Source organism: Rickettsiales bacterium (genome assembly GCA_035765535.1).
Taxonomy (GTDB): Bacteria; Pseudomonadota; Alphaproteobacteria; order Rickettsiales; family JABCZZ01; genus JABCZZ01.
Genome location: DASTXE010000001.1, coordinates 402,081 through 422,128 on the forward strand (window position 1 = coordinate 402,081; position 20,048 = coordinate 422,128).

21 protein-coding genes and 1 tRNA gene are annotated in these 20,048 nt (G+C 51.0%); 5 read left to right on the top strand and 17 right to left on the bottom strand.

Annotated features, from left to right (window positions below):
- Window positions 1-4 precede the first annotated feature (4 nt).
- From VFT64_02000 to VFT64_02030, 7 genes are all read right to left on the bottom strand, one after another.
- A complete protein-coding gene (locus tag VFT64_02000; GenBank protein ID HEU5046595.1) occupies window positions 5-418 on the bottom strand; it encodes a hypothetical protein in 414 nt (137 codons plus the stop codon).
- Window positions 415-1,350 carry a hypothetical protein gene (locus VFT64_02005; GenBank protein HEU5046596.1) on the bottom strand — a complete coding sequence of 312 codons (936 nt, stop codon included), beginning with the start codon at window positions 1,348-1,350 and terminating at the stop codon, window positions 415-417. The genes VFT64_02000 and VFT64_02005 overlap by 4 nt, the downstream gene beginning before the upstream one ends.
- Before the next feature lie 297 nt (window positions 1,351-1,647).
- Entirely contained in the window at window positions 1,648-2,262 is a 615-nt protein-coding gene (locus VFT64_02010; GenBank protein HEU5046597.1) for a hypothetical protein, read from the bottom strand.
- Window positions 2,263-2,316: 54 nt separating this feature from the next.
- Window positions 2,317-2,392 (bottom strand) — tRNA-Ala (locus tag VFT64_02015).
- Window positions 2,393-2,455: 63 nt separating this feature from the next.
- Window positions 2,456-2,974 (bottom strand): DUF374 domain-containing protein, encoded by a 519-nt coding sequence (locus VFT64_02020; protein ID HEU5046598.1) that lies wholly within the window; start codon window positions 2,972-2,974, stop codon window positions 2,456-2,458.
- 152 nt (window positions 2,975-3,126) lie between these two features.
- Window positions 3,127-3,342 carry a cold shock domain-containing protein gene (locus VFT64_02025; protein ID HEU5046599.1) on the bottom strand — a complete coding sequence of 72 codons (216 nt, stop codon included), beginning with the start codon at window positions 3,340-3,342 and terminating at the stop codon, window positions 3,127-3,129.
- 102 nt (window positions 3,343-3,444) lie between these two features.
- Window positions 3,445-3,651, bottom strand: a complete 207-nt coding sequence (locus VFT64_02030) for a cold-shock protein (GenBank protein ID HEU5046600.1) — start codon at window positions 3,649-3,651, stop codon at window positions 3,445-3,447.
- A gap of 423 nt (window positions 3,652-4,074) precedes the next feature.
- Here VFT64_02030 and VFT64_02035 point away from each other — a divergent pair, with 423 nt between their 5' ends.
- Both VFT64_02035 and VFT64_02040 read left to right on the top strand, forming a co-directional pair.
- Window positions 4,075-5,202, top strand: a complete 1,128-nt coding sequence (locus VFT64_02035) for a hypothetical protein (protein ID HEU5046601.1) — start codon at window positions 4,075-4,077, stop codon at window positions 5,200-5,202.
- Window positions 5,203-5,206: 4 nt separating this feature from the next.
- A complete protein-coding gene (locus tag VFT64_02040) occupies window positions 5,207-5,944 on the top strand; it encodes a hypothetical protein (protein ID HEU5046602.1) in 738 nt (245 codons plus the stop codon).
- 16 nt (window positions 5,945-5,960) lie between these two features.
- Here the strand turns inward: VFT64_02040 and VFT64_02045 are convergent, their stop codons facing one another.
- Together VFT64_02045 and VFT64_02050 are read right to left on the bottom strand one after the other, a co-directional pair.
- Window positions 5,961-6,254 (bottom strand): protease inhibitor I42 family protein, encoded by a 294-nt coding sequence (locus VFT64_02045; protein ID HEU5046603.1) that lies wholly within the window; start codon window positions 6,252-6,254, stop codon window positions 5,961-5,963.
- Window positions 6,255-6,415: 161 nt separating this feature from the next.
- Window positions 6,416-8,449 (bottom strand): C1 family peptidase, encoded by a 2,034-nt coding sequence (locus VFT64_02050; protein HEU5046604.1) that lies wholly within the window; start codon window positions 8,447-8,449, stop codon window positions 6,416-6,418.
- A 259-nt stretch (window positions 8,450-8,708) separates the two neighbouring features.
- Here VFT64_02050 and ftsY point away from each other — a divergent pair, with 259 nt between their 5' ends.
- Window positions 8,709-9,623: a signal recognition particle-docking protein FtsY gene (ftsY, locus tag VFT64_02055; GenBank protein HEU5046605.1), complete on the top strand. Its 915-nt coding sequence runs from the start codon at window positions 8,709-8,711 to the stop codon at window positions 9,621-9,623.
- 26 nt (window positions 9,624-9,649) lie between these two features.
- Here ftsY and VFT64_02060 read toward each other — a convergent pair whose 3' ends face one another.
- Window positions 9,650-9,799: a hypothetical protein gene (locus tag VFT64_02060; protein ID HEU5046606.1), complete on the bottom strand. Its 150-nt coding sequence runs from the start codon at window positions 9,797-9,799 to the stop codon at window positions 9,650-9,652.
- A gap of 89 nt (window positions 9,800-9,888) precedes the next feature.
- Between VFT64_02060 and umuD the strand changes: the two genes are divergently transcribed.
- The gene (umuD, locus tag VFT64_02065) at window positions 9,889-10,407 is read left to right on the top strand and encodes a translesion error-prone DNA polymerase V autoproteolytic subunit (GenBank protein ID HEU5046607.1); all 519 of its coding nucleotides are present in this window, start codon (window positions 9,889-9,891) and stop codon (window positions 10,405-10,407) included.
- Between the two features lie 8 nt (window positions 10,408-10,415).
- On the opposite strand, the gene VFT64_02070 is transcribed toward umuD, so the two are convergent.
- From VFT64_02070 to VFT64_02090, 5 genes are all read right to left on the bottom strand, one after another.
- Window positions 10,416-11,273 (bottom strand): class I SAM-dependent methyltransferase, encoded by an 858-nt coding sequence (locus VFT64_02070; protein HEU5046608.1) that lies wholly within the window; start codon window positions 11,271-11,273, stop codon window positions 10,416-10,418.
- A gap of 54 nt (window positions 11,274-11,327) precedes the next feature.
- Window positions 11,328-12,059 carry a phosphoadenylyl-sulfate reductase gene (locus tag VFT64_02075; GenBank protein ID HEU5046609.1) on the bottom strand — a complete coding sequence of 244 codons (732 nt, stop codon included), beginning with the start codon at window positions 12,057-12,059 and terminating at the stop codon, window positions 11,328-11,330.
- Window positions 12,056-12,658, bottom strand: a complete 603-nt coding sequence (locus VFT64_02080) for an NAD(P)-dependent oxidoreductase (protein ID HEU5046610.1) — start codon at window positions 12,656-12,658, stop codon at window positions 12,056-12,058. The genes VFT64_02075 and VFT64_02080 overlap by 4 nt, the downstream gene beginning before the upstream one ends.
- Window positions 12,655-14,406 carry an NADPH-dependent assimilatory sulfite reductase hemoprotein subunit gene (locus VFT64_02085; protein ID HEU5046611.1) on the bottom strand — a complete coding sequence of 584 codons (1,752 nt, stop codon included), beginning with the start codon at window positions 14,404-14,406 and terminating at the stop codon, window positions 12,655-12,657. Before VFT64_02085 ends, VFT64_02080 begins: the two co-directional genes overlap by 4 nt.
- 95 nt (window positions 14,407-14,501) lie before the next feature.
- Entirely contained in the window at window positions 14,502-16,778 is a 2,277-nt protein-coding gene (locus VFT64_02090; protein HEU5046612.1) for a carbohydrate kinase family protein, read from the bottom strand.
- A 185-nt stretch (window positions 16,779-16,963) separates the two neighbouring features.
- Between VFT64_02090 and trpS the strand changes: the two genes are divergently transcribed.
- Window positions 16,964-17,959, top strand: coding sequence for a tryptophan--tRNA ligase (gene trpS, locus VFT64_02095; GenBank protein HEU5046613.1), 996 nt, complete (start codon window positions 16,964-16,966; stop codon window positions 17,957-17,959).
- On the opposite strand, the gene VFT64_02100 is transcribed toward trpS, so the two are convergent.
- Window positions 17,960-19,324 (bottom strand): HAMP domain-containing sensor histidine kinase, encoded by a 1,365-nt coding sequence (locus tag VFT64_02100; GenBank protein ID HEU5046614.1) that lies wholly within the window; start codon window positions 19,322-19,324, stop codon window positions 17,960-17,962.
- Window positions 19,325-19,999: a response regulator transcription factor gene (locus tag VFT64_02105; protein ID HEU5046615.1), complete on the bottom strand. Its 675-nt coding sequence runs from the start codon at window positions 19,997-19,999 to the stop codon at window positions 19,325-19,327.
- Window positions 20,000-20,048: the final 49 nt, after the last annotated feature.

The window sequence follows — 20,048 nt, forward strand, 5'->3', positions numbered from 1 at the left end:
GTAGTTACGGTAGGTTATAAAGGGAAGGAAAAAATTTCTTCGCTTCCCTTAGAGCGCTCTCTATGCATTTTGCTTCCGTACAGGCATATTCTGCGCCCTGTGGACGTAAGGGCATGGGAAAATATTTCTGGTTTAGCTCCAGTGCGGTGTCGTCGATATTCGAATAGATGGTTTTATAGAAGCCAGTGTTATTATAGGATTGCACAATTTCTTCTTTAGTGAACTCTTTGTGCATCTTGGCCACTTCATCGATCAGCAGGGTTCTGAGTTTTTCATAATCGCCGAGCATCTTCATACCCAGCGGCAGGCTCCTTTTCATCTCGATGCTAATAGCATATTGGAGCAACATGCAGGTTGTTTGCAGTCCGGCATAAATCCGTGTCATCGAATCCAGGCTATCCGATCGGCTGGCGGTCATCTCGTTGGTACCGCGGATGCTGGTTGCCTTGCAGAGGCAATACCCGGCTGAGCGTTAATGCCAGTAGCTGTTCCGGCAAATGTGATGGCAGGAGCGCTGGGCGCTGCTTCGCGCGTTTGCGTGGTGACCTGATCACCTCGCACGGTAACCGCGCCTACTGCGACTTCAGGGTTGCCTGTAGCACTGGCCCGTGCCGCCGCCGCATCCATGAAAGCGCGGGAAGCTATATCTACTTGTTCTGCCTTTGCGTGCTTCATATCCATACTGGTGGTAAGCGCTTTTGCGCCGTCATTAACGGCGGCAGGAGCAGCCCCCCATTGTTTGGCCTGCTGTATGATCGAGTCAAACGCTGCATTTGTGGCTTCCACAGTAGTTGCCGTTCCGGCTGCATGGGGATTCATTTGAACATCAGGCAACGGGCCTGAAGCGGCATGTAAACTGTGATCACCGGTACTGGGAGATAGTCCAAACTGGGCCTCAAGAGCTCTGTCTTTTGCCAGTACAGCAAAAGCAGCCGCATTCGCTGCTTCTGCGGCCGCCTGTTGCTCTTCAAGGGTAGGAGGCGGCTGGTCGCCCCATACGGATCGGCGCTCTCCGGGGGCCAAACCCATAGCTTCCTTGAGAGTATTTCTGGGTCTCCCATTACGCAGCATGTGTGGTGAGAAGGGATTTCTCTCACCTTTTTCTTCTAATGGCGTGCCATCCACGATGTGAGGCGGTTTCCACCCACTTGAGTTATTTCCCAAGCCGTTGGAGGGGCGGACGGTAGTAGACATAGACGATTGATGGGGAGTAGCGTTGCCATGACTTTGAGATGAGGCGTTAGGGCCATCTTCCAGCAGAAGCTTGGAGGCGTCGTAGGATGCTTGGTCGAATGGCAGGGTTGGAGAAGTTGGACCAAGAGGTGATATGGTGGTTGTCACGGATGGCATTGTATGTGCGTCGTCACTTCCACCCGTGAAGCGGTTTCTTAACCATGAAAACAGCCCGGATTCCTTTGCCGGCGCAGTCTCGGGGGACGATATCTCATCTGTTGCGGTGGGTGCCATGACGGATTCCTGTTACACTAGTCTCACCTGCCAGTATAAAGGATTGCGGTTAATAAGGGATTAATTTTTTATGACAATTTATAATATTATATTTCCTTTTATATTGAAATATAATGATTTTTATAAGGTGTTCTCGCATTGCGATCTGCGAATAATTCTCACTGTCCAGAACAAAAGTGATTACAATGCGTTTTCCCACCATGTCGGCACTGTCGGTTTTAATCCTAAGGAAGCATTAACGATTTTCCGGTAGGGGATACGGGTACGCCTTAGAATGACTTTGCCTGCTTCCAGAAAACATTGTAGCTGTGCTTCGTTCTGTAGGCCTTCGACGATATGCAGTTTTCTGTTGTCCTTGGTTAGAAAATACAACGTAATAAACTTCGGTGGCCTTTCACCCCAGAAATTGCCCTCAATAACCAATTCTGCGATGTCACTGAAATTACAGATCTCCTTGCCGTTCTTAAACACAATATGGCGCGAAGTGTTTATTTCCCAGTTTTCACCCAGCAGCAGAACCAATATGCCTCGAAATGAAGAGATGACGCAAATCGCCAAACCAATCACAATACAGATAGCTGCTGTTACATACTCAGATGTGTCATAAACTGGCAATAGCCAGTGGCCATGGCTATAGCTTTCTTTGTCGTGCAATATCTGCGGCCCTATCTTCAATACGCAATATACCACGAAGACGGAGAGTGATAAAAAATACAGTACTTTGAGTGCTGCGGGCAAAACCCGAGGATGAAGTATAATGCCGGATTGGGTTTCTTTGATATCGAGTGCTCGCATGACGCAAATAAGATTTTCATCAAGTTGCTGAAAGAAAACACGTCATTAAGAGACTGGTGGAGCATAGGAGAGTCGAACTCCTGACCTCTTCCATGCCATGGAAGCGCTCTACCAACTGAGCTAATGCCCCGTATCAATAGGGAGAGGACTTTTTAGCCAATCTGCCGCGAGTGTCAACAGAAATCAGTGTGGCTTATGCCATCAGCTGTTCCACCATGCAGGCTTCCAGCGTCGCTGATGTCGGGTTGGCCAGGGGAGAGCTTACGCGGTAATAAATCGCTCCGAAGGGAAAGACGACCATGAATTTATCCCAGCTGGACATCAACCGATGCCGGCTGCTATGGCAGGCTATGCAGATGACAGGAACATTGGCTAACCTTGCCAGATCGATGACGCCTGTCTGCACTTTCATGCGTGGCCCCTTGGGGCCATCCGGCGTGATGACGATATGCTCCCCGGCCCGCAGCGCCCTGATCGCTTTCGCCGCCGCCTTTGCACCGCCGCGGGTGGTTGAGCCGCGTATGACATCAATGCCAAAACGCTGGATGGTGCGGGCGATAATCTCGCCGTCATGATGGGTGGAGATGATGGCGTGTGTTTTATTCGCCTTCGGGCAGATCATCGCCATCATCAGCAGACTGCCGTGCCAGAAGGAAAATATGGCGGGCAGGTCGCCATTGAGATAAGGCAGTGCAAGCTCGTCTATGTCCATATGCTTGCGCGAGGTATAATAAACGAATCGGATATACGCCGCGATGCAGAAAGAGAGCCCGCTTTGAAAGGCAGGGGCCCGGAAAAGCCTTTTTGAGAATTGCTTCATGCACCTAAAAGGAGTGAGCAACAGCGCGCAGAGAAAGAGAGAAATTATCCGGCGAGGTTGATAAGCTTGATATTGGCAGCAAATGTTCTGCCTTTGTTCGTCGCCAGTTCATAGCTGACGCGCTGGCCTTTCGGAAGATTGGCGATATTCGCGCGCTCCAGCGAATTGGAGTGGATGAATACGTCGCTGCCGCCGCTTTCGGGTTGGATGAAGCCGAATCCTTTGTTTGGATTAAACCATTTTACAGTACCGGTAGCCATTTTCTTCCTTTCAGGGTGAAATGCTAATGACGCAAAGGCAAATCCAAAAACAATTTGTGCGCCCGAAATGCTTCAGGCGCACAAAAATGAATGCTATCGCAATTAAGCGGCGAGCTTCAGGTTTACAGCCGAGGTCTTGCCTTTTTCGGTAGCAAGTTCATAGCTGATTTTCTGGCCGTCATCCAGACCGCGCATGCCGGCTTTCTGCACAGCAGAAATATGCACGAACACGTCCGAACCGCCCTGGTCAGGCTGGATAAAGCCGAAGCCTTTGGTGGAATTGAACCATTTTACAGTACCGGTAGCCATAGTATAGTCTCCTTTAGACATTAACGTTTTTAACTGCCTTTATCGGGCAATCATTGAGCTTATAACTTATCCCGAACCATTCGGGAAACTCTACCAAACGCTGAAAAACCAGTCCTTAGGAGATATATTTTATATACCAGGCAGGTATCCGCTACCCTAGGGTAACCAACAGATGCAAGAGTAGCTAAAAAACTCAATAGACAGCTTAGCGTTTTTTCCCGCAAAGTCAATTTTTCTGTGGGTTTCAGGGCAATAAAAATGCCCGTAGCCAGAGAAAATCAACGATTAGTGATGAATGTCAGGTGGTAAGCTAAAATGCCCTTCACAAGAAGTAGGGACAGACTATAATCGTCTTATTCGTTTTTAGCAGCTCATCCGATGCCCAGAATATCAACTTTAGCCTTAATGATTCTTCTGTTCTGCATGCCATCATGGGCATATTCCGAACAGAATCTGGCGGAAATCAGGCGAAACTATAATGCATCCACCGCAGAACTTGAAAAGCATCTTATTGAAGGGCAGTGGATCGATGAAGAACCTGATTCATCAATCCTGTTAACAAAACATAGGTACCTTGCGGAAGAGTGGATAGTAGCATGGCTCAATGCACATCCTTCTCAGGGAATTGAAGGCATCAGGAAGGCTATCACAACGCTTGCGCCGTCGGAAACCCCGCAATGCGTCACATTGGAGGACGATACTTTTCTTGTGGCAACGCCCGCTCTCATTCCCAGCATATTCATTATAGCGAAGTCAGACGGGCGTTTTAAATCTGTGTGGAGCATAACCGATCCGCAGGAGGTCAAAGGGAAAGCAGCGGATATGCTGAGCGCTTGGCAAGCCGGTAACGCCGTGCATGGCGGGCGCGGCCCCTACTCAGCGGGAGGGGGAAGCATGGGACCGCTTTTCCCTGAACTCGGCATTTTGCCGGCGGATAAAAACGGGCATGCACGCTTTTATATCGATGCTACCTATGCACAAAGTGCCGGTGGCACTCAAGGCAAGCAAATCACTCTATGGGCGTGGGATGGCACAAATGCGCATCTGCAGTTTGCCCGGAATTATCTGATCGGGATTGATCAGGATGCAGGAACTCGCGTAGAAGGCAATCTGCTTAAGGTGCAGCAGAAAAAATCCTTCCGTACATTCTTCATGAGCGCGTCATCGCCAGAGCGCCAGGTAGACTGGATTGTACAGATAGAACCGGAAGGAATGAAAGAAGTAGGGGAAGAAGTCGTGGTGCCTGAACTGGATGCAGTGGATGAACTTTTCTATCGGCTGATCAAAGGAACGCCTGCTTCGGACATTGCCTCACCAGCAGCCATTAAGGTCGCTGAAAAAATCATACAGAATGTCCGTGCCGGAGATTCGGAGGAAGAGTGGAAAAAATATTCTTCACTCGGCATGATCATGGATTGGGCAGTGACTCATGACGCAGGCAAAAAGAGCTTATGCCTTCCGCTGGATGAGGGAACCTATCAGATAACATTCGGAGGTAAGCGCTACTTTATTGCAAGTCTCGTGAAAACCAACGGATGCAAGAGCCAATAAGCACATGATTCAATTAACTGCTATCCAAGAAGTTGATAAAATACACGAGTTACTAAGTCAGCATTTAAAAGAACTTAACCAAAATTCTCTTGGGTTTAATCATTTAACTGTATATGGAAGACTCTTTTTATACACACTTGAAAAATATAAAACTGAATTAGAGTTACCATCCCCTAGATTCAGTTATGAGCTTAGAAACTTTATCAATCGACAGCTAGCCTCAAATTTATTGTTATGTATCGAAGGAGGTTTGCAGGAATTTATTGTGGATCAGTATAAATGCTCAGTTCTGAATAAAAGGGAGCTTTCAGCATTTGGTTGTGCATCAACTTTACTTAAAAAAACAGACTCTTTATTAAGCAACTCAGAAAGGAAATGGTTAAAAAATTTCAGAGGAAAACGAGTTTCAAGCCCAGATTTTTATGATTTATTAGATTTTGTAATCTGTAGCCTCTCCCTCATACCTGCTGAACAAAAAAAATTGTTCAGAAGATCTTTTGAATTTTTTACCTTAGTGCGTAATAAAGCATCCCATTTAGATGCCAGCTTAACTCTCCAAGAGATAGCATTAATAGAAGAATTTTCACTTAAAGATTCTAGCAAATTACGGTTTCAAATTAGCGTGGTAGAAGATGAAGGATTGCATTATTTCGAGGTAACTCTAATTTTCTTTCATCAAGCTTGGTTGCATGTAAAAAATTTCTTTGAATTACTTTACGATGAGATAAATACTCAATCGTAAATAAAGTTTTCTAGTCTCACCCCACCACCACCTTTATATCCTGCGTTGTATTCGGCGCAGCGGCAGGAGTGAAGGCGCGTTTCTGGGTGAAGTGAATTATCGTTTCACCCGCCGCAAATGCGGTTACTTCAAATAATTCATCGCGGCTGGAAGCGCCCGGCCTTGGGGAATCCACCGCATCGCTCTCCAGCTTCGCAACGCTTGCAATTGTCTTATTCTCAATCTCGAAGAACCACTGATACCCGGCGCTGCCAAGCCCCGGCAGGGTGATACGGGTTTTATCGCCAACGGAAAGTGAAACTTCTTTCATAAGCACCTCATTAAGTAACGGGCAACCGGACGAGCAGAGCGAGGACTAGCGACCAAGCGGGAGCGCAGCCCGCGTGGCGCCTGAACGCAATCCAATAGTCTAAAAAAATAACCGGATGCGGTATTACACCGCACCCGGCCCAGATATACAACTACGAAAGGTTACTTCTTGATGGCAACTTTTTTGATCGGCCCAACCGGAATCGGACGGACGATCAACGGATCGGTCGCGGCGTGACCGAAATTCGGCCCCTGGTTCCACGTTGCACCGCTGCGCCACCAGTGCTGCAGCGTGCCATCGGTCAGTTCGGCGATGAGTTCCAGGTTGAAGCCGTAGCTTGACTCGATCAGCCCCAGCACTTTCGTGATGCCACTGCCAAAGGTCGCACTGTGGAACCAGTCCTGTGTGCCTTCATTGTCGCGCCACCAATGCTGGATGGAGCCGTTCACCGCCACGCAGAGCTCATAATTGCCCTGCTTGGTTTCGTCGGCTGCGCTGTACTGGCCTTCGACCATCACGGGCGAGCTCTTCACGCCTGCGCCGAACTTCTCGCCAGCCTTCCATGCGCCGCCATGCGGATCGTCACGCCAGTAACGCTGCATCGTGCCGTCGTTATTGACGCAGACGACATCCAGCCCATGATCGCGGCGCTGCACGAGCGTCGCACCGCTATGCGCAACGTTGGAAGCGAACGTGGCGCTTGCCGCCCATCCGCCGCCGCCATTGTTGCGCCACCAGTGCTGCAGCGTGCCGTCGGAAAGGCGTACGACGAGTTCGAAATTGCCCGGGGCGCCGTAATCCCCCTGGATGAAGCCGGGAATACCTGCCACATTCGTGGGGCCGAAGATGCCGCCATCGTTCCAGGTGCCGTTGGACTGGTTGAACCACCAGTGGTGCAGGCGGTTGGAAGTCGTCCAGTACACATACTCGAAGTTACGGTTATACGTGGTGCCGGTAGCGGTGGGGCTTTGCTGGCAGTCATTGGCGAGCGTTTCGGCGAGCGACCAGTTGAAGTTGGAGCCGTCGCGCCAGTAATGGCGGATGGCGTTGCCAGTGGGGGCTTTCGTCCAGACTTCAAAGTTGCGGTGGCCTGCGCCGTCTCCGCTTTCATACAAGCTGCCGTTATGCATGCGGCGCTTCGTCCAAGGATCGGGATTGATGGCAGCGTTCGGGATGCCGTACTTCGCATAGGAGTCGATATCGGCCTGGCCGTAACCGAACCAGCAATAGCCCTGCATGCCCCAGCCCGTGCCCCACGAGTTGCGGATAAGCCATGCATTCTTCGAGTCGTCGTAGCCGACAATCACGATGCAATGCCCGCCTGCAACGGTGTTGTTGGTCTTCGTATAGACGCCGGAATTCGGGCCGTAAGCGAAGAAGTCGTTATAGACGGTGAAGCAGGCGCTGAGCGGGCCTACATTATCCAGCCAGTTTTTCTGGTCCTGGATATTGCCGATCGCGACGTAATTATCCAGACGCACGGTGCGGCCGTCACGGTCGGAAGTCGGGTGGTAAGGCTGGTTCGTCGTTTCATACGGCCAGCAGCCCGGATCGGCAACGCCGTGCGCTTTCATCCAGTCGAGCGCCGTCACGGGGGAGCCAGTGGTGGAGCATTGCGCGCCAAGCCCGTCATGCACGTCGCCTTCGGAGCGCAGGCTCCATACGGCGTGTTCGATGCGCGTCATGGCTTCCACTAGGCCCACGGCGCTGAACGTCCAGCAGGATTCGCAAGGTCCCTGATCCTTAATTTTCGTGAGCCACGGCCAGCCATAACGGTTACGCCAGTCGACCGATTTAGGCGTGCCCGACGTGCCGAACTCTGCAGCTGCAGCAGGAGCCGCAGCGGCAAGTGTTTCCTCAGCGGTGGAGCGCAGTTCCAGCACCTTGCTGCCCGGAGCGCCGGGAGCAATCGTCTTAAGCGACTCAAGCTGGGTCGTATCCAGTTCGGTAAGTTTATTCTTAGGAATGAAACCGCGGTTGATGCGCTGCTGGAGCAGGAAAGTGTTGTTGGTCGGCGCGGTGAAGAAAGGAGTGAGATCAAGCTTCGGCAGATCGGCTGCTTTCGCGACTTTGCTCAGATCGGCACCTGTCGGATGGACCTTCACCTCGTCTTCGTCCCTGAGGCGATGATCGAGCGTCCATTGAGCGTTCGCCGCCGTGAGGTCTTTGCGTAGGTCTGCAATTTTGATTGGCATAATCTCTCCTTAAAATGGTTGAGAGAGAAAGTTACTTATGGTTGTATAAATGAAATATAACTCAATCTTCGGCTTTCGTAAGTAAGTTATAAGTGTATTTAAAAAACAACACTTTATGAAATGCCATAGAGGAACATGTCAAAACTATAAGTTGATCATATGGTTGAATATGGTTTGATCGGGACAAGCGCAATCAAGAAACTTGTGAATGACAGTAAAATAACTATTCTCTCTGGGAAAAGTAAAAGGAAAACGACATATGAATTGGTTATCGCGTCTGAAGTCCGGTTTGAGCAAGACCAGCAGCCGTCTTGCTGGGGGGATTGCAGGAATATTTACCAAGCGCAAGCTCGATAAGGAAACGCTGGAAGAACTGGAAGAACTGCTCGTGCAGGCGGATATGGGGGCGAAGACCGCCTCTAAAGTGGTCGGCGCGTTCGGCACGCAGCGTCTGGATAAGGAAATCTCGCCGGAAGAAATCAACACGGTGCTGGCGGAAGAAATCAGTAAGCTGCTGACGCCTGTTGCTCGGCCGCTGGAAATAGACAAGGCGAAGAATCCTTATGTGATTATCGTTGTGGGCGTGAATGGAAACGGCAAAACGACGACAATAGGCAAACTCGCCAAGAATCTGCAGCATCAGGGCCATAAGGTTATGCTGGCCGCAGCCGATACGTTCCGCGCAGCGGCGGTGGAGCAGCTGGAAGTCTGGGCGCAGCGCAATCAATGCGAGATCGTTACCGGCGCGCCCAATGCCGAACCAGCCAGCGTGGCTTATAAAGCCATTGAAGAGGCAAAGCAGAAAGGCGCTGACGTATTGATGATCGACAGTGCGGGCAGGCTGCATAACAAATCCAACCTTATGGCGGAACTTCAGAAGATCATCAAGGTCATCAAGAAGCTGATGCCCGAAGCGCCGCACGCTGTGATTCAGGTGCTGGATGCGACCACGGGCCAGAATGCGATCAATCAGGTGGAAGTGTTTTCATCCATGGTGAATGTGACGGGGCTTGTAGTCACAAAACTCGACGGTACGGCGAAGGGAGGGATTGTTGTGGCTCTGGCGGATAAATTCGGCCTGCCGATTCATGCTATTGGGGTGGGGGAGGGAATAGACGACCTGCAACCATTTGTTGCCAAGGAGTTTGCCGAAAACCTGTTTTACCAAGAATGATGCAGGCCGTCTTCCAACCAGCGGTGTCACTGCCGCATTGCAACAACGATGGAGGCATGCTGCGCGATGGTTTTTTCCTGATGGATGCATGTTGCCACGGTAGCGATTGCGATCATGGCAAAGGCTGCAATCCACAGAAGGCCGGACTCACAACGTCTTTGGTAACCATACTGCATAATGCTCTCCTTGAACGATTGTTATTGCAAGTTTGATTTATGTACATTATTCATATGGTGAACGCAACATAAAAATTCAAGGGGGTGTTATGGGACGTGGTGGTATTAGAAAAGGCGCAGGCAGACCGACAGGCAGAGGGCCACATGGAGAGGCAACCAAACCTATTCGTGTTCCTGTAAGCCTGCTGGACGAGATTGCAAACTTTGTCGCCAATAAGGGCTACAAGATTCCGCTTTACTCCAGCCACGTGCAGGCAGGCGGACCGGCGCCGGCGGACGAAGCGATCGATGATAAAGTCGACCTGAATGAATATCTGGTGAAGCACCCGAGCGAAACCTTCATGGTGCGCGCGACCGGAGAATCCATGATCAATGCAGGTATTTCCCATGGTGACGTGCTGATCGTGGACCGCAGTCTTAAGCCTGCAAATGGCAAGATTGTCATCGCGGCAGTGGATGGGCAACTGACCGTGAAGCGCTTCCAGAAGGAAAAGAACGGCGCAGTTGCATTAATGCCGGAAAACCCGGAATTCAAACCAATCATACTCGCAGAGGGTAACGATCTCGTGATCTGGGGCGTCGTGACGAACGTGATACACGCGCTCTAGCGCTTGAGTTAAAGGGTGGCTATCAGAAAAACTTCACCGCTGGCAGGACGAAGGCCATCCGTGCGGCCTGAGAAATAGCGTTGGGTCATCTCCTGCGTAGAGATATGATGGGCGGTCTTGAAACCGGCTTCGCGAGCCAGTTCCATCATTTCTTCCGGACTGAAGAAGCTGATAAACGGTGTGCCGCTGGCTTTCGCACGCGCATAAACCTCTTCATGCTGCGCGCGTTCGTCGGCAGGGATGAGATCAAGCGGTAGCAGAAATGTCATTGCCAGTGTAGAGCCGGGAGCAAGTGCCGCGATCTGACGTAATGTATCTATGACTGCCTCCTTGGAGAGATACATGGAAACACCCGTGGAAGCTATCACGGAAGGCTGCTTGGGATCGAACCCCGATGAAATTAATTCCTGAAGCCATGACTCGCCCGACTCAAAATCAACGGGCACCAGATGCAGCCAGTCTGGAACACCGAAGCCAAGCTCAATCAGGCGCTGCTTTTTCCATAAAGATGCGCTGGGTTTATCCACTTCAAATACCCGCATTTGCGAAGCGATGTTTTTATGGCGCTGAGCAAAACTATCCAGCCCTGCGCCCAGAATAATATATTGCGCAATGCCACGGCCATATTGTTCAATCACGAGATCGTCAATAAAACGCGAACGGCTTACAATGGCAGCGCGGTAGCCTTGCGTGCCTTGCAGATTCATGTCCGGACGCTGGCGCCAGTTTTCAGGCGGCGATGCCAGTTGTAAGCCGACTTCATCTTCCAGTATATGCGGCGCCGGGTCACTCAGCACATGTAAGGCGCGCCACAGGGCAACCCTCACGGCAGTGCTGTCGGCGGTGGCAATCGGGTCTTTATCCATACATCAACTCCTAAGGAAGAATGAAGCAGATGGCGGATAAATAGTATATAAGATTTAGACGCTCCAGGTCATATCCGACGCAGGGATATGAAGCCCGCACTCGGTTTTCTGCTCATTCTCCAAACCTATTGTGTGCGCCCAGCGCCCCGCGCGCTCATCCTGTCCTGCCGCAACAGGTACGGTGCAGGGCTCGCAGCCGATGGATTTATAACCTTTTGCCACAAGCGGATGCGGCGGAATATTACGTAGCATCACCGCTTCGCGCTGGTCGTCCTTGCTCCAGTGCGCCAGCGGATTGATCCTGAAGACACCGTTTTCATCAAGCTCTATCGTCTGCATGTTAGCGCGTTCGGGCGTCTGGTAACGCTTTCGGCCTGTAATGAGGGCTAGAATCCCAAGAGATTCAATGGTGCGGTCCAGCGGTTCCACCTTGCGTAGCCAGCAGCAGCGATTAGGTTGGGTTTTCCAGAGCATGCCATCCGCATCGATCCGCCCGAGCATTTCCGGGTCCGGTTTGATCCAGTGCACATTCTTAAGGCCAAGAGATTTTTCCAGCGTGCGCCCGTATTCCAGCGTCTCAGGAAAATGCTTTCCCGTATCCAGGAAAAGTACTGGCGTTTCCGGCTCGACTTCCGCCACCAGTGCAAGCAACAGGCCTGCATCCGCACCGAAAGAAGTAAGCAGTGCAATAGTACCGGGAAATTCCTGCCGGATCATGGTACGCAGCAATTGATGCGTGTCCAGTTCACCGTAAAAATTCTGCAGGCGATCCAGTGAGGTGGTCATAACACATTCTCCGCCCCATGATGCTGCGGGGAAGGCAAGATATGTGCTGCCTCATTATCCTGTTCCAGAGCGCGTATCTCTCCCGTTCCAAGCAGGCCCAGGCTGCGAATGAAGCCGCGCGTTCTGTCGCTGACGGATTTATTGTCCAGCCCCTCGCTTTTCCATTCAAGACGCTTCTTGCCGATTGTAGTAACGATGTCAGCCCATTCTTCTTTAAAGAGATTGGCGATAAAGCCACGGATTTCCTGGCCAAGCGTAGGGCTTGCACCGCCCGTGGAAACGGAAATGGTCAGGTCTCCGCGCTTGACGAAGGCAACAAAGTGGAAATCGCAAAGAGCTGGTTTATCTTCCACATTGACGAGAATGCCCTGCAGCCGCGCGATGCTGACCAGCACGGCGGAAGTTTCATCATCCAGCCCTACAATCATCAGCACATTAGCCTGCCGAATTTCATGGGATTCCGGAAGCGTATCCTCGTAGGCGGCAATATTGATTGCTCCCATCTCCTGCAACTGCTGCAGTCTGCGGGAGAACGCTTCGCCGGTGCCGACAAGGGCAATGCGTATTCGGCTTAAATCCAGTGATACAGGGTACATCATGCTGCCCATTTATACTGTGTTGATAATGCGTCCGTAGCGGTTTTCTTGACCGCTGCTATGCCGTGGCGGTGACAGAAATCGCCGAACCCCTCATTCGCATTGCGTCCGCTTTTATAAAGCGCCACCATCGGCTCCAGCGCGGTGGTGATGTCATCGAACGGCACTTTGTCGAACACTTTCTCATTCAGGCGTGTGCCTTCAAAATCGCCGCCGATGAAAACCGAGTAATGTTCCGGTGTGCGGCCCACAAGACCGATATCGCCGACATAAGGACGTGAGCAGCCATTCGGGCAGCCCGCAATACGCACCGCGATTTTTTCTTGGCCGATTTCGTGCTTGTCCAGCAGTTGCTGGATTTTGGCTTCGAGCGGGTGCTGCACGCGTTCGGCTTCAGCCAGCGCCTTGCCGCAGGTCGGCAGAGAAACGCAGGCAAAGAAATTGCGGCTTAAGTCCGTAATATCCTCACGCAGGCGCACGCCATATTTGCGCAAGATAGAAGAAATAGTAACCTTTTCCTTTTCTTCAATATCGCACAGAATAATATTCTGGTCATTCGTCAAAGTGAGCGGCATCTTATAAGTGGAAACTACTTCGCGCAGCGCTGAACGGTAGGCCACGCCGTAAACATCATCCGCAATACGTCCGCTAGGAATAGGAACGCCGAGGAACCATTTTCCGTCACCCTGTTCATACCAGCCGACATGATCCACGACCCCCCAGTGCTTGACCGGAAGCGGCGCATCAAGAGAGGCGCCGAAATATTTTTCCATTTCCGTTTTGCACCAGTCGAGACCTTGTTCCGCCACCACATATTTGAGGCGCGCATGTTTGCGGTCGCCGCGGTCACCGTTGTCACGCTGTAATTTCACAACCGATTCCACAGCGCGCACCATATTTTCCGGTTTCACGAATGCGATCGGCTTGGCGAGGAAAGGATAGGTCTTCGGATTATTGTGATTCATGCCGAGACCACCGCCGATAGCGACGTTATAGCCTTGCAGTTCCTGCCCGTTAAACAGTGCTAGCAGAGCGATATCGTTGCACAGCATATCCATGCAGTTATCTTCGGGTTGGCCTATAGCCACCTTGAATTTGCGCGGCATATAGGAATCGCCGTAAAGCGGTTCGCCCTGTGCCGGGGAAGGCAGGAAAGGATAGGCTTCAATCTTTTCGCCGTCCAGCCAGATATCCCAATATCCTTCCGTTTTTGGTGCAAGATCCTTGGCCAGCGTAAAGCAGGCCTCCTCAAGCTTCGCGTGAATATTATCACGGATAGGAGCGGGGCAGGTGATGATATTGCGCACCACGTCGCCGCAGCCGCCAAGTGTAGAGAGCAGAATCCGGTTTATGTCGGCCACAAAAGGCTTCAGATGCGCTTTCACAATGCAATGGAATTGGAAAGTCTGGCGCGTGGTGATCCTGAGCGTGCCGTTAGCATGGGTATCGCACAGCGTATCAAGCGCGAGATATTGCTCAGCCGAGAGTCTGCCGCCGGGCATTTTAAGGCGCAGCATGAATTCCCATTGCTTGTCGAGCCCTTGTTTCTTGCGCTCGGTGGCGCTGTCGCGATCATAGCCCTGATAGCTGCCATGAAATTTCAGTAATTCATAAGATGCATCTGAAACAAAATCATTAGCATCAGCAAGCTCATCCGCAATATTTCCACGCAGCCCGTCACTAGCTTTCTTTATAGCTTCCACACCGGAAAGTTTCTGCGTATCGGACATTGAATACCTGCTTGATTTAATAGTGGCTGCGCAGGCGGATAATAGAGAGGAAACTAATTTATTGCAATATTTTTGTGTAAAGAAATATTATACAAATTAGAAGTGTGCAAATATGCTTAGTGCAGTGTTGGCTGTGCACTTGCGGCCTGAAGTTTTTGTTCTTCAGCCCGCCCGATAAAACTATCGGATTGCTTTTCCGGTACCAGGCTTTTGGGAGCGGCATACAGCTTTTTGCCGTTCTCTTCGGTAGTGCGTTCTTTCGCAAAACGCTGCTCAAAGCTGGGAGTCTGAGGCAGAGATGACTCGGCTTGAGTATGAGGAGCATTTACCTGTATATCGCCTGGCTGGGAAGAACCTGTAGCCGCTGCTGACTGCGGAGCTTCTGATTTATGGTTATGTTTGCCGCGCGCATTTTCAAAGAAGCCGCCGAACAGCCTGAGCGTTACAGCGCAAACAAATGAATAAAACCCTTCAAACGCGACGATTTCCCCCACGGCCTTTAAAAGAGGGATTTGTGCGCCCGTATCGCTGGTAACCGTTTTCTGCGCCAGCTTGGGAAACATTTTGGTGACAAAGGCAGACTGCCCCATCTTTGCACCGGTATCCTCAAATAAGGTTGCGTTCCATGATTTCTGAGTGCCGCCCTTGCGTTCGCGTCCCAGCAGCATCGCAATGGGAATCACTGTAAGCGCGGTTGCAAGCCTGCCTCCGAGAATGCTGCCAAGGCTGATTTTCTGTGCTTCTTCCTTCTCGGCAGGTTTATCAGCTGCATTTCCTTGAACGCCTTCGGTCTGCTTATCTTCTTTATTGCCGAATTTATCGATGAATGCCTGGCGCTTCTTTTCCAATGCTGCCACAGGGAATGCAAATACAGATCCGTCCAGCCAGGACCAGAGCACCATCATCAGGCCCTTGGACCAGCTTGCGGAACGTTCCGGCGACATATGCAGCTTGTTTTCAAGCTGATTGGCCGTCCATTCGCGGCTCTTATTACCCCTGGTTCTAAGGCCGCGCGTAATGGCGGATTTGTCGCTTCCGTAGGTGGTATAGAAGGTCAATGCCGCGGAAGTTACAGCTACCGCGCTGGTTAATAGAACACCATAGACAATGGCGTCAAATGCCCGCTGGGCAAAATTCATTTTTTTCTTGTCTTCATGCTTACCTTGTACGCCGGTCAATGCATACAGCAGTTCGCCACTTGCGTTTTCTAACGATTTACCCAGGGTGCCTTGAATATTCTGCCAGTTTTCTTTGGTGGCCGGATCCATGGAGACCGTGTCGGGAATACGTACATCGTTATAGCCGGACTTGGTTCTGGCAACATCCAGCGCCATTTTTGCAGATTGCTGGGGAGAAAGACCAGAGACATATCCGGCAATAAAACCGGCATAAGCGGAGTCTGCGGAACCTATGGATTTTTTAACGGCAGGAAAATCAGTGCGCCCGGCAGCAACAACAGGCGTTACGCCAGGAGCGGAAGAGCCTGTAAGAAGGACAGTGCTGTTATCCGATCTTACGATAAGAGCTGCAGGCGCTCTGTTACGGGCAGGCTTGCCTGCCTGTGCTCTGAGCTTGTCGCGTTCCTCCATGTCGGCCAGAAGTTTTTTGGCCGCCAGGTCAAAATCATGCCCTGTATCGTAGATGCGGGTAAGCTCCTGTTCGTCGCCCACGATAACGTCGGCATTCTCAAGAAGTTTCTGGTATGTACCGGGAGGTACCGGATGCCCGAACTGCGCTTGTTTAGGAAGCGTGGCTACAACTCTTTTATCGTTTGCGAGCGCTTTAGTAAGCAGCGTATCGGGAAATTCGTTGCCGAGCTTTCCCCAGAGTGACGACGGAATAAACACGACGTCGTTCTTGCGTACAAGCTCGTCGGTGATCATACCCGGCTTCAGCAACTGGTCGGCATTGCCCGGATAAGTCGCCAGCGTATGGCTGCCGTCCGGAGCGGTAAAGATAAATGATACGGCAGGCTCGGCATTATTGCCGATTTCATTTTGAGCGGGAAGCAAGTGGGTGCCCGTTCCCTTGATATCATTCTTGATGGAATCGGAATACACACCGTGACCGGCGACACCCAGAAATTCCAGGTGAGCGTTATGGCCCATGAGGCGCTTGAACGTGACCAGTGTATTCGCCGTAGAGCCGCCCGGCTCAATACCCTCCATCTTTAAACCTTGCGTAAGCCTGGAGATAGTATCGAATTCTTCTTTGGTAAGGGAGACTTTTTCGCCGCGCCGTGCATCGTGCTCAGCCAGCACTTTATCAATAACGGTATTCAGCTCGGCATATCGATCGCGTATAGCAGCAGGCGCCGTCCTCAACTCTTCAGGCGAAGGCAGCGGGATAGGCACGTCTGCTATCAATAAGTCGCTCGATAAAATATTGACCATTCTGTATTCCCGGCTTAGGGGTGACCGATTGACATGCAACCACCCGGAAGCTATTAACTAATCCCATATTACATGATAGAGATAATAATTAGTATGACAGTTTTATGAAATTTATTAATAATTCTGTAGCTTTTTCTGTTATTGTATAACTAAATAAAACACATATAAAACATGGGAATAAGGTGATAATGAACCGCGTTTTTTCAGGCGTACAGCCGACTGGCAACCTCCATCTGGGCAACTATCTGGGGGCCATACGCAACTGGGTGGATATGCAGGGTACCTATGAATGCATCTTTTGCGTTGTAGACCTGCACGCGATCACCATTCCGCAGAAACCGGAAGAACTGCGCCAGGCCATCCGTGAAGTTACGGCGGCCTATATTGCCTGCGGCATTGATCCCAAAAAGAGCATTATCTTCCCACAATCGAGCGTTTCAGTGCATTCCGAGCTTTCCTGGATACTGGGATGCCATACGCCGCTCGGCTGGTTGAACCGCATGACGCAGTTCAAGGATAAAGCAGGCAAGAACCGCGATAATGCATCGCTTGGCCTGTATGGTTATCCTGTACTGATGGCAGCAGATATTCTGGGTTATAAAACCACCCATGTTCCGGTGGGTGAAGACCAGAAACAGCATCTTGAACTGGCACGTGATATTGCTGGTGCATTCAACCGCTATTACGGTATTGATTATTTCCCGCAGCCTGAACCGCTGATCCGGGACACTGCTGCGCGTATCATGAGTCTGCGTGACGGAACGAAGAAAATGAGCAAGTCCGACGAGTCGGATTATTCGCGCATTAACCTCACAGACGATGCCGATGCAATCGCGCTCAAGTTCCGCAAGGCTAAATCGGATGCCTATCCGCATATCGACTATGAACCAGAAACCCGTCCTGAGGCGGCAAATCTGATCGATATTTATGCAGCGCTCTCAGGCATTTCCCGCGAGGCTGTAGTCAGCCAGTTCGGCGGCATGAATTTTTCGGACTTCAAAAAAGCCCTGACCGATATGGCGATTGAAAAACTTTCCCCAATCACGGCCTATATGCGCGACCTGCTGAACAACACTGACTATATCGATGCGGTGCTGAAAGACGGCGCAGAACGGGCAGATGCGCTGGGATCGCGTTATCTGCGCGAGGTAAAGGAAATCGTGGGCTTCCCGGTCTTTTAATTATCTGGGCAGTTTTATAGTGACAACCAGCCCGGGCTTGTTATCGGCAAAGCTAAGCTCGCCTTTATGGAGTTTCACCGCCGCACCGACCAAGCTTAAGCCCAGCCCATTGCCCGGTGAGCTGCGGCTTTGTTCGAGCCGGAAGAACTTTTCCGTGACCTTGCTGTAGAACGACTCTGGAATACCGATACCGCTATCGGCAACCTGCAGGAGGATATATCCATCCTGAGCGAGCAGTCGCACGGTGATCAGGCCGGAGCGCGGAGTGTATTTGATGGCATTGTCGATGATATTGGCCATCATCTGCGTAATCAGATGGCGATCCCCCTTGATGGAAAGACCTTCGGAAATTTCAGAGACCAGCGTCTGAGCCTTTTCTTCCGCTACAAGCAGGTAAAGATCGACTACGTCCACCATGGCCTCAGAAATATTGAATTCGCTGAACTGCTCAACACCAGCGCCGATTTCAGCTTGCGCAATGCGCAGGATGGAATTGAACGTTGCAACAAGCGAGTCAATTTCTGCAAGCGAGCCGCGCACCTGTTCATTCAGTTGCTGCGGAGTAGTATCCCCAATCAGCATGCTTTCCAAACGGTTGCGCAGGCGGTTTAGAGGCGTGCGCAGATCATGGGCCACATTATAAGAAATGTCCCTTACACCGTCGATCAGCTCGCAGATACGGTTCAAAGTCTGGTTTAGATGCAGCGCCAGATGGTCGAATTCATCGCCGATACCGATGACATTCACGCGTGTATGCAACGCGCCTGCAGCCACTTTGCGGAAAGTCTGGTTGACCACATCAATACGCCGGTAAATCGTGTAGGAAAGCAGCATGCCGCCGACAGCCGCCATGGCAAACATAATGGCGAAGCAGAGATACAATACCTCTACAATAATTTCCCGCACATGCTCGATATTATCCATCTTGCGCCCGACCAGCAGGATATACCCTCCCGGCAGTGCCGTATTCATCGCAATGGCCTTGGAGCTGCTAGGCGGAGAGCCATTTTCATTGTTCACGGTGAATTTTACCCAGCTATCCACATCCGTCTTGCCGCCCGGCCAGCGGTCGAGGTTTCCGGCCAGTACTTTCCAGTTTCGGTCGATAAACATAATGACAAGGGTCTTATCCTCGTCCTTTTCCAGGATGTTCTTGATCGAAGCAACGGTTTCATCCCGCTTGTCGACGGTGAATTTATGTTTCAAGTCAGCCAGATGGATTTCAATGGAGTGCTTGAGATCGGCTTCCATATTGTTGATGATTTCGCTGTAAACGAAAATCAGCAGCGCCGTCACGGAAGCAGCAAACGTTACCATGTAAAGCAGGGTAAAGCGGAAGGCCGCCGATCGGAAAAGACGAAACATCTAGCTTTCACTCAGTTGGTAGCCGACACCTCGGATCGTTTTGATAAGGGATTTATCGAACCCTTTGTCGATCTTCTGGCGCAGGCGGCTGACCTGCACGTCGATAACATTGGTCTGCGGATCGAAATGGAAATCCCATACGCTTTCCAGCAGCATGGTACGCGTAACCACCTGTCCGGCATGACGCATCAGATATTCCAACAGCATGAATTCACGATTTTGCAGCGGTATGTCCTTACCGGAACGGGTTACCTTACGGGTCAGGAAGTTCATAACTAGGTCGCCTACCTGCAGAGAAGATTGCTCGCTGCCTGAACGCTGACGGCGCATAAGCACTTCGATACGCGCCATGAGTTCGGCAAAGGCGAACGGTTTGACGAGATAGTCATCGCCGCCGGATTTCAGCCCTTTCACGCGTTCATCCACCTGATGCAAAGCGCTCAGGATGAGAATCGGTGTCGTATTGCCGGAAGCGCGCAATGTCTGGATAATCGTAAGCCCATCAAGCTTCGGAAGCATCCGGTCGATGATCAGTACGTCAAATTCATTCTCCACGGCATGAAACAAGCCGCTGCTGCCGTCTGTCATGTGCTCCACATGATGTCCGGCTTCCTGCAACCCTTTCACAATAAACCCGGCTGCATCTTTATCGTCTTCAATTAATAATACGCGCATATACCCACTTTTATAAATGTCTGGCAGCAATATAAAGCTTTGTAAAACT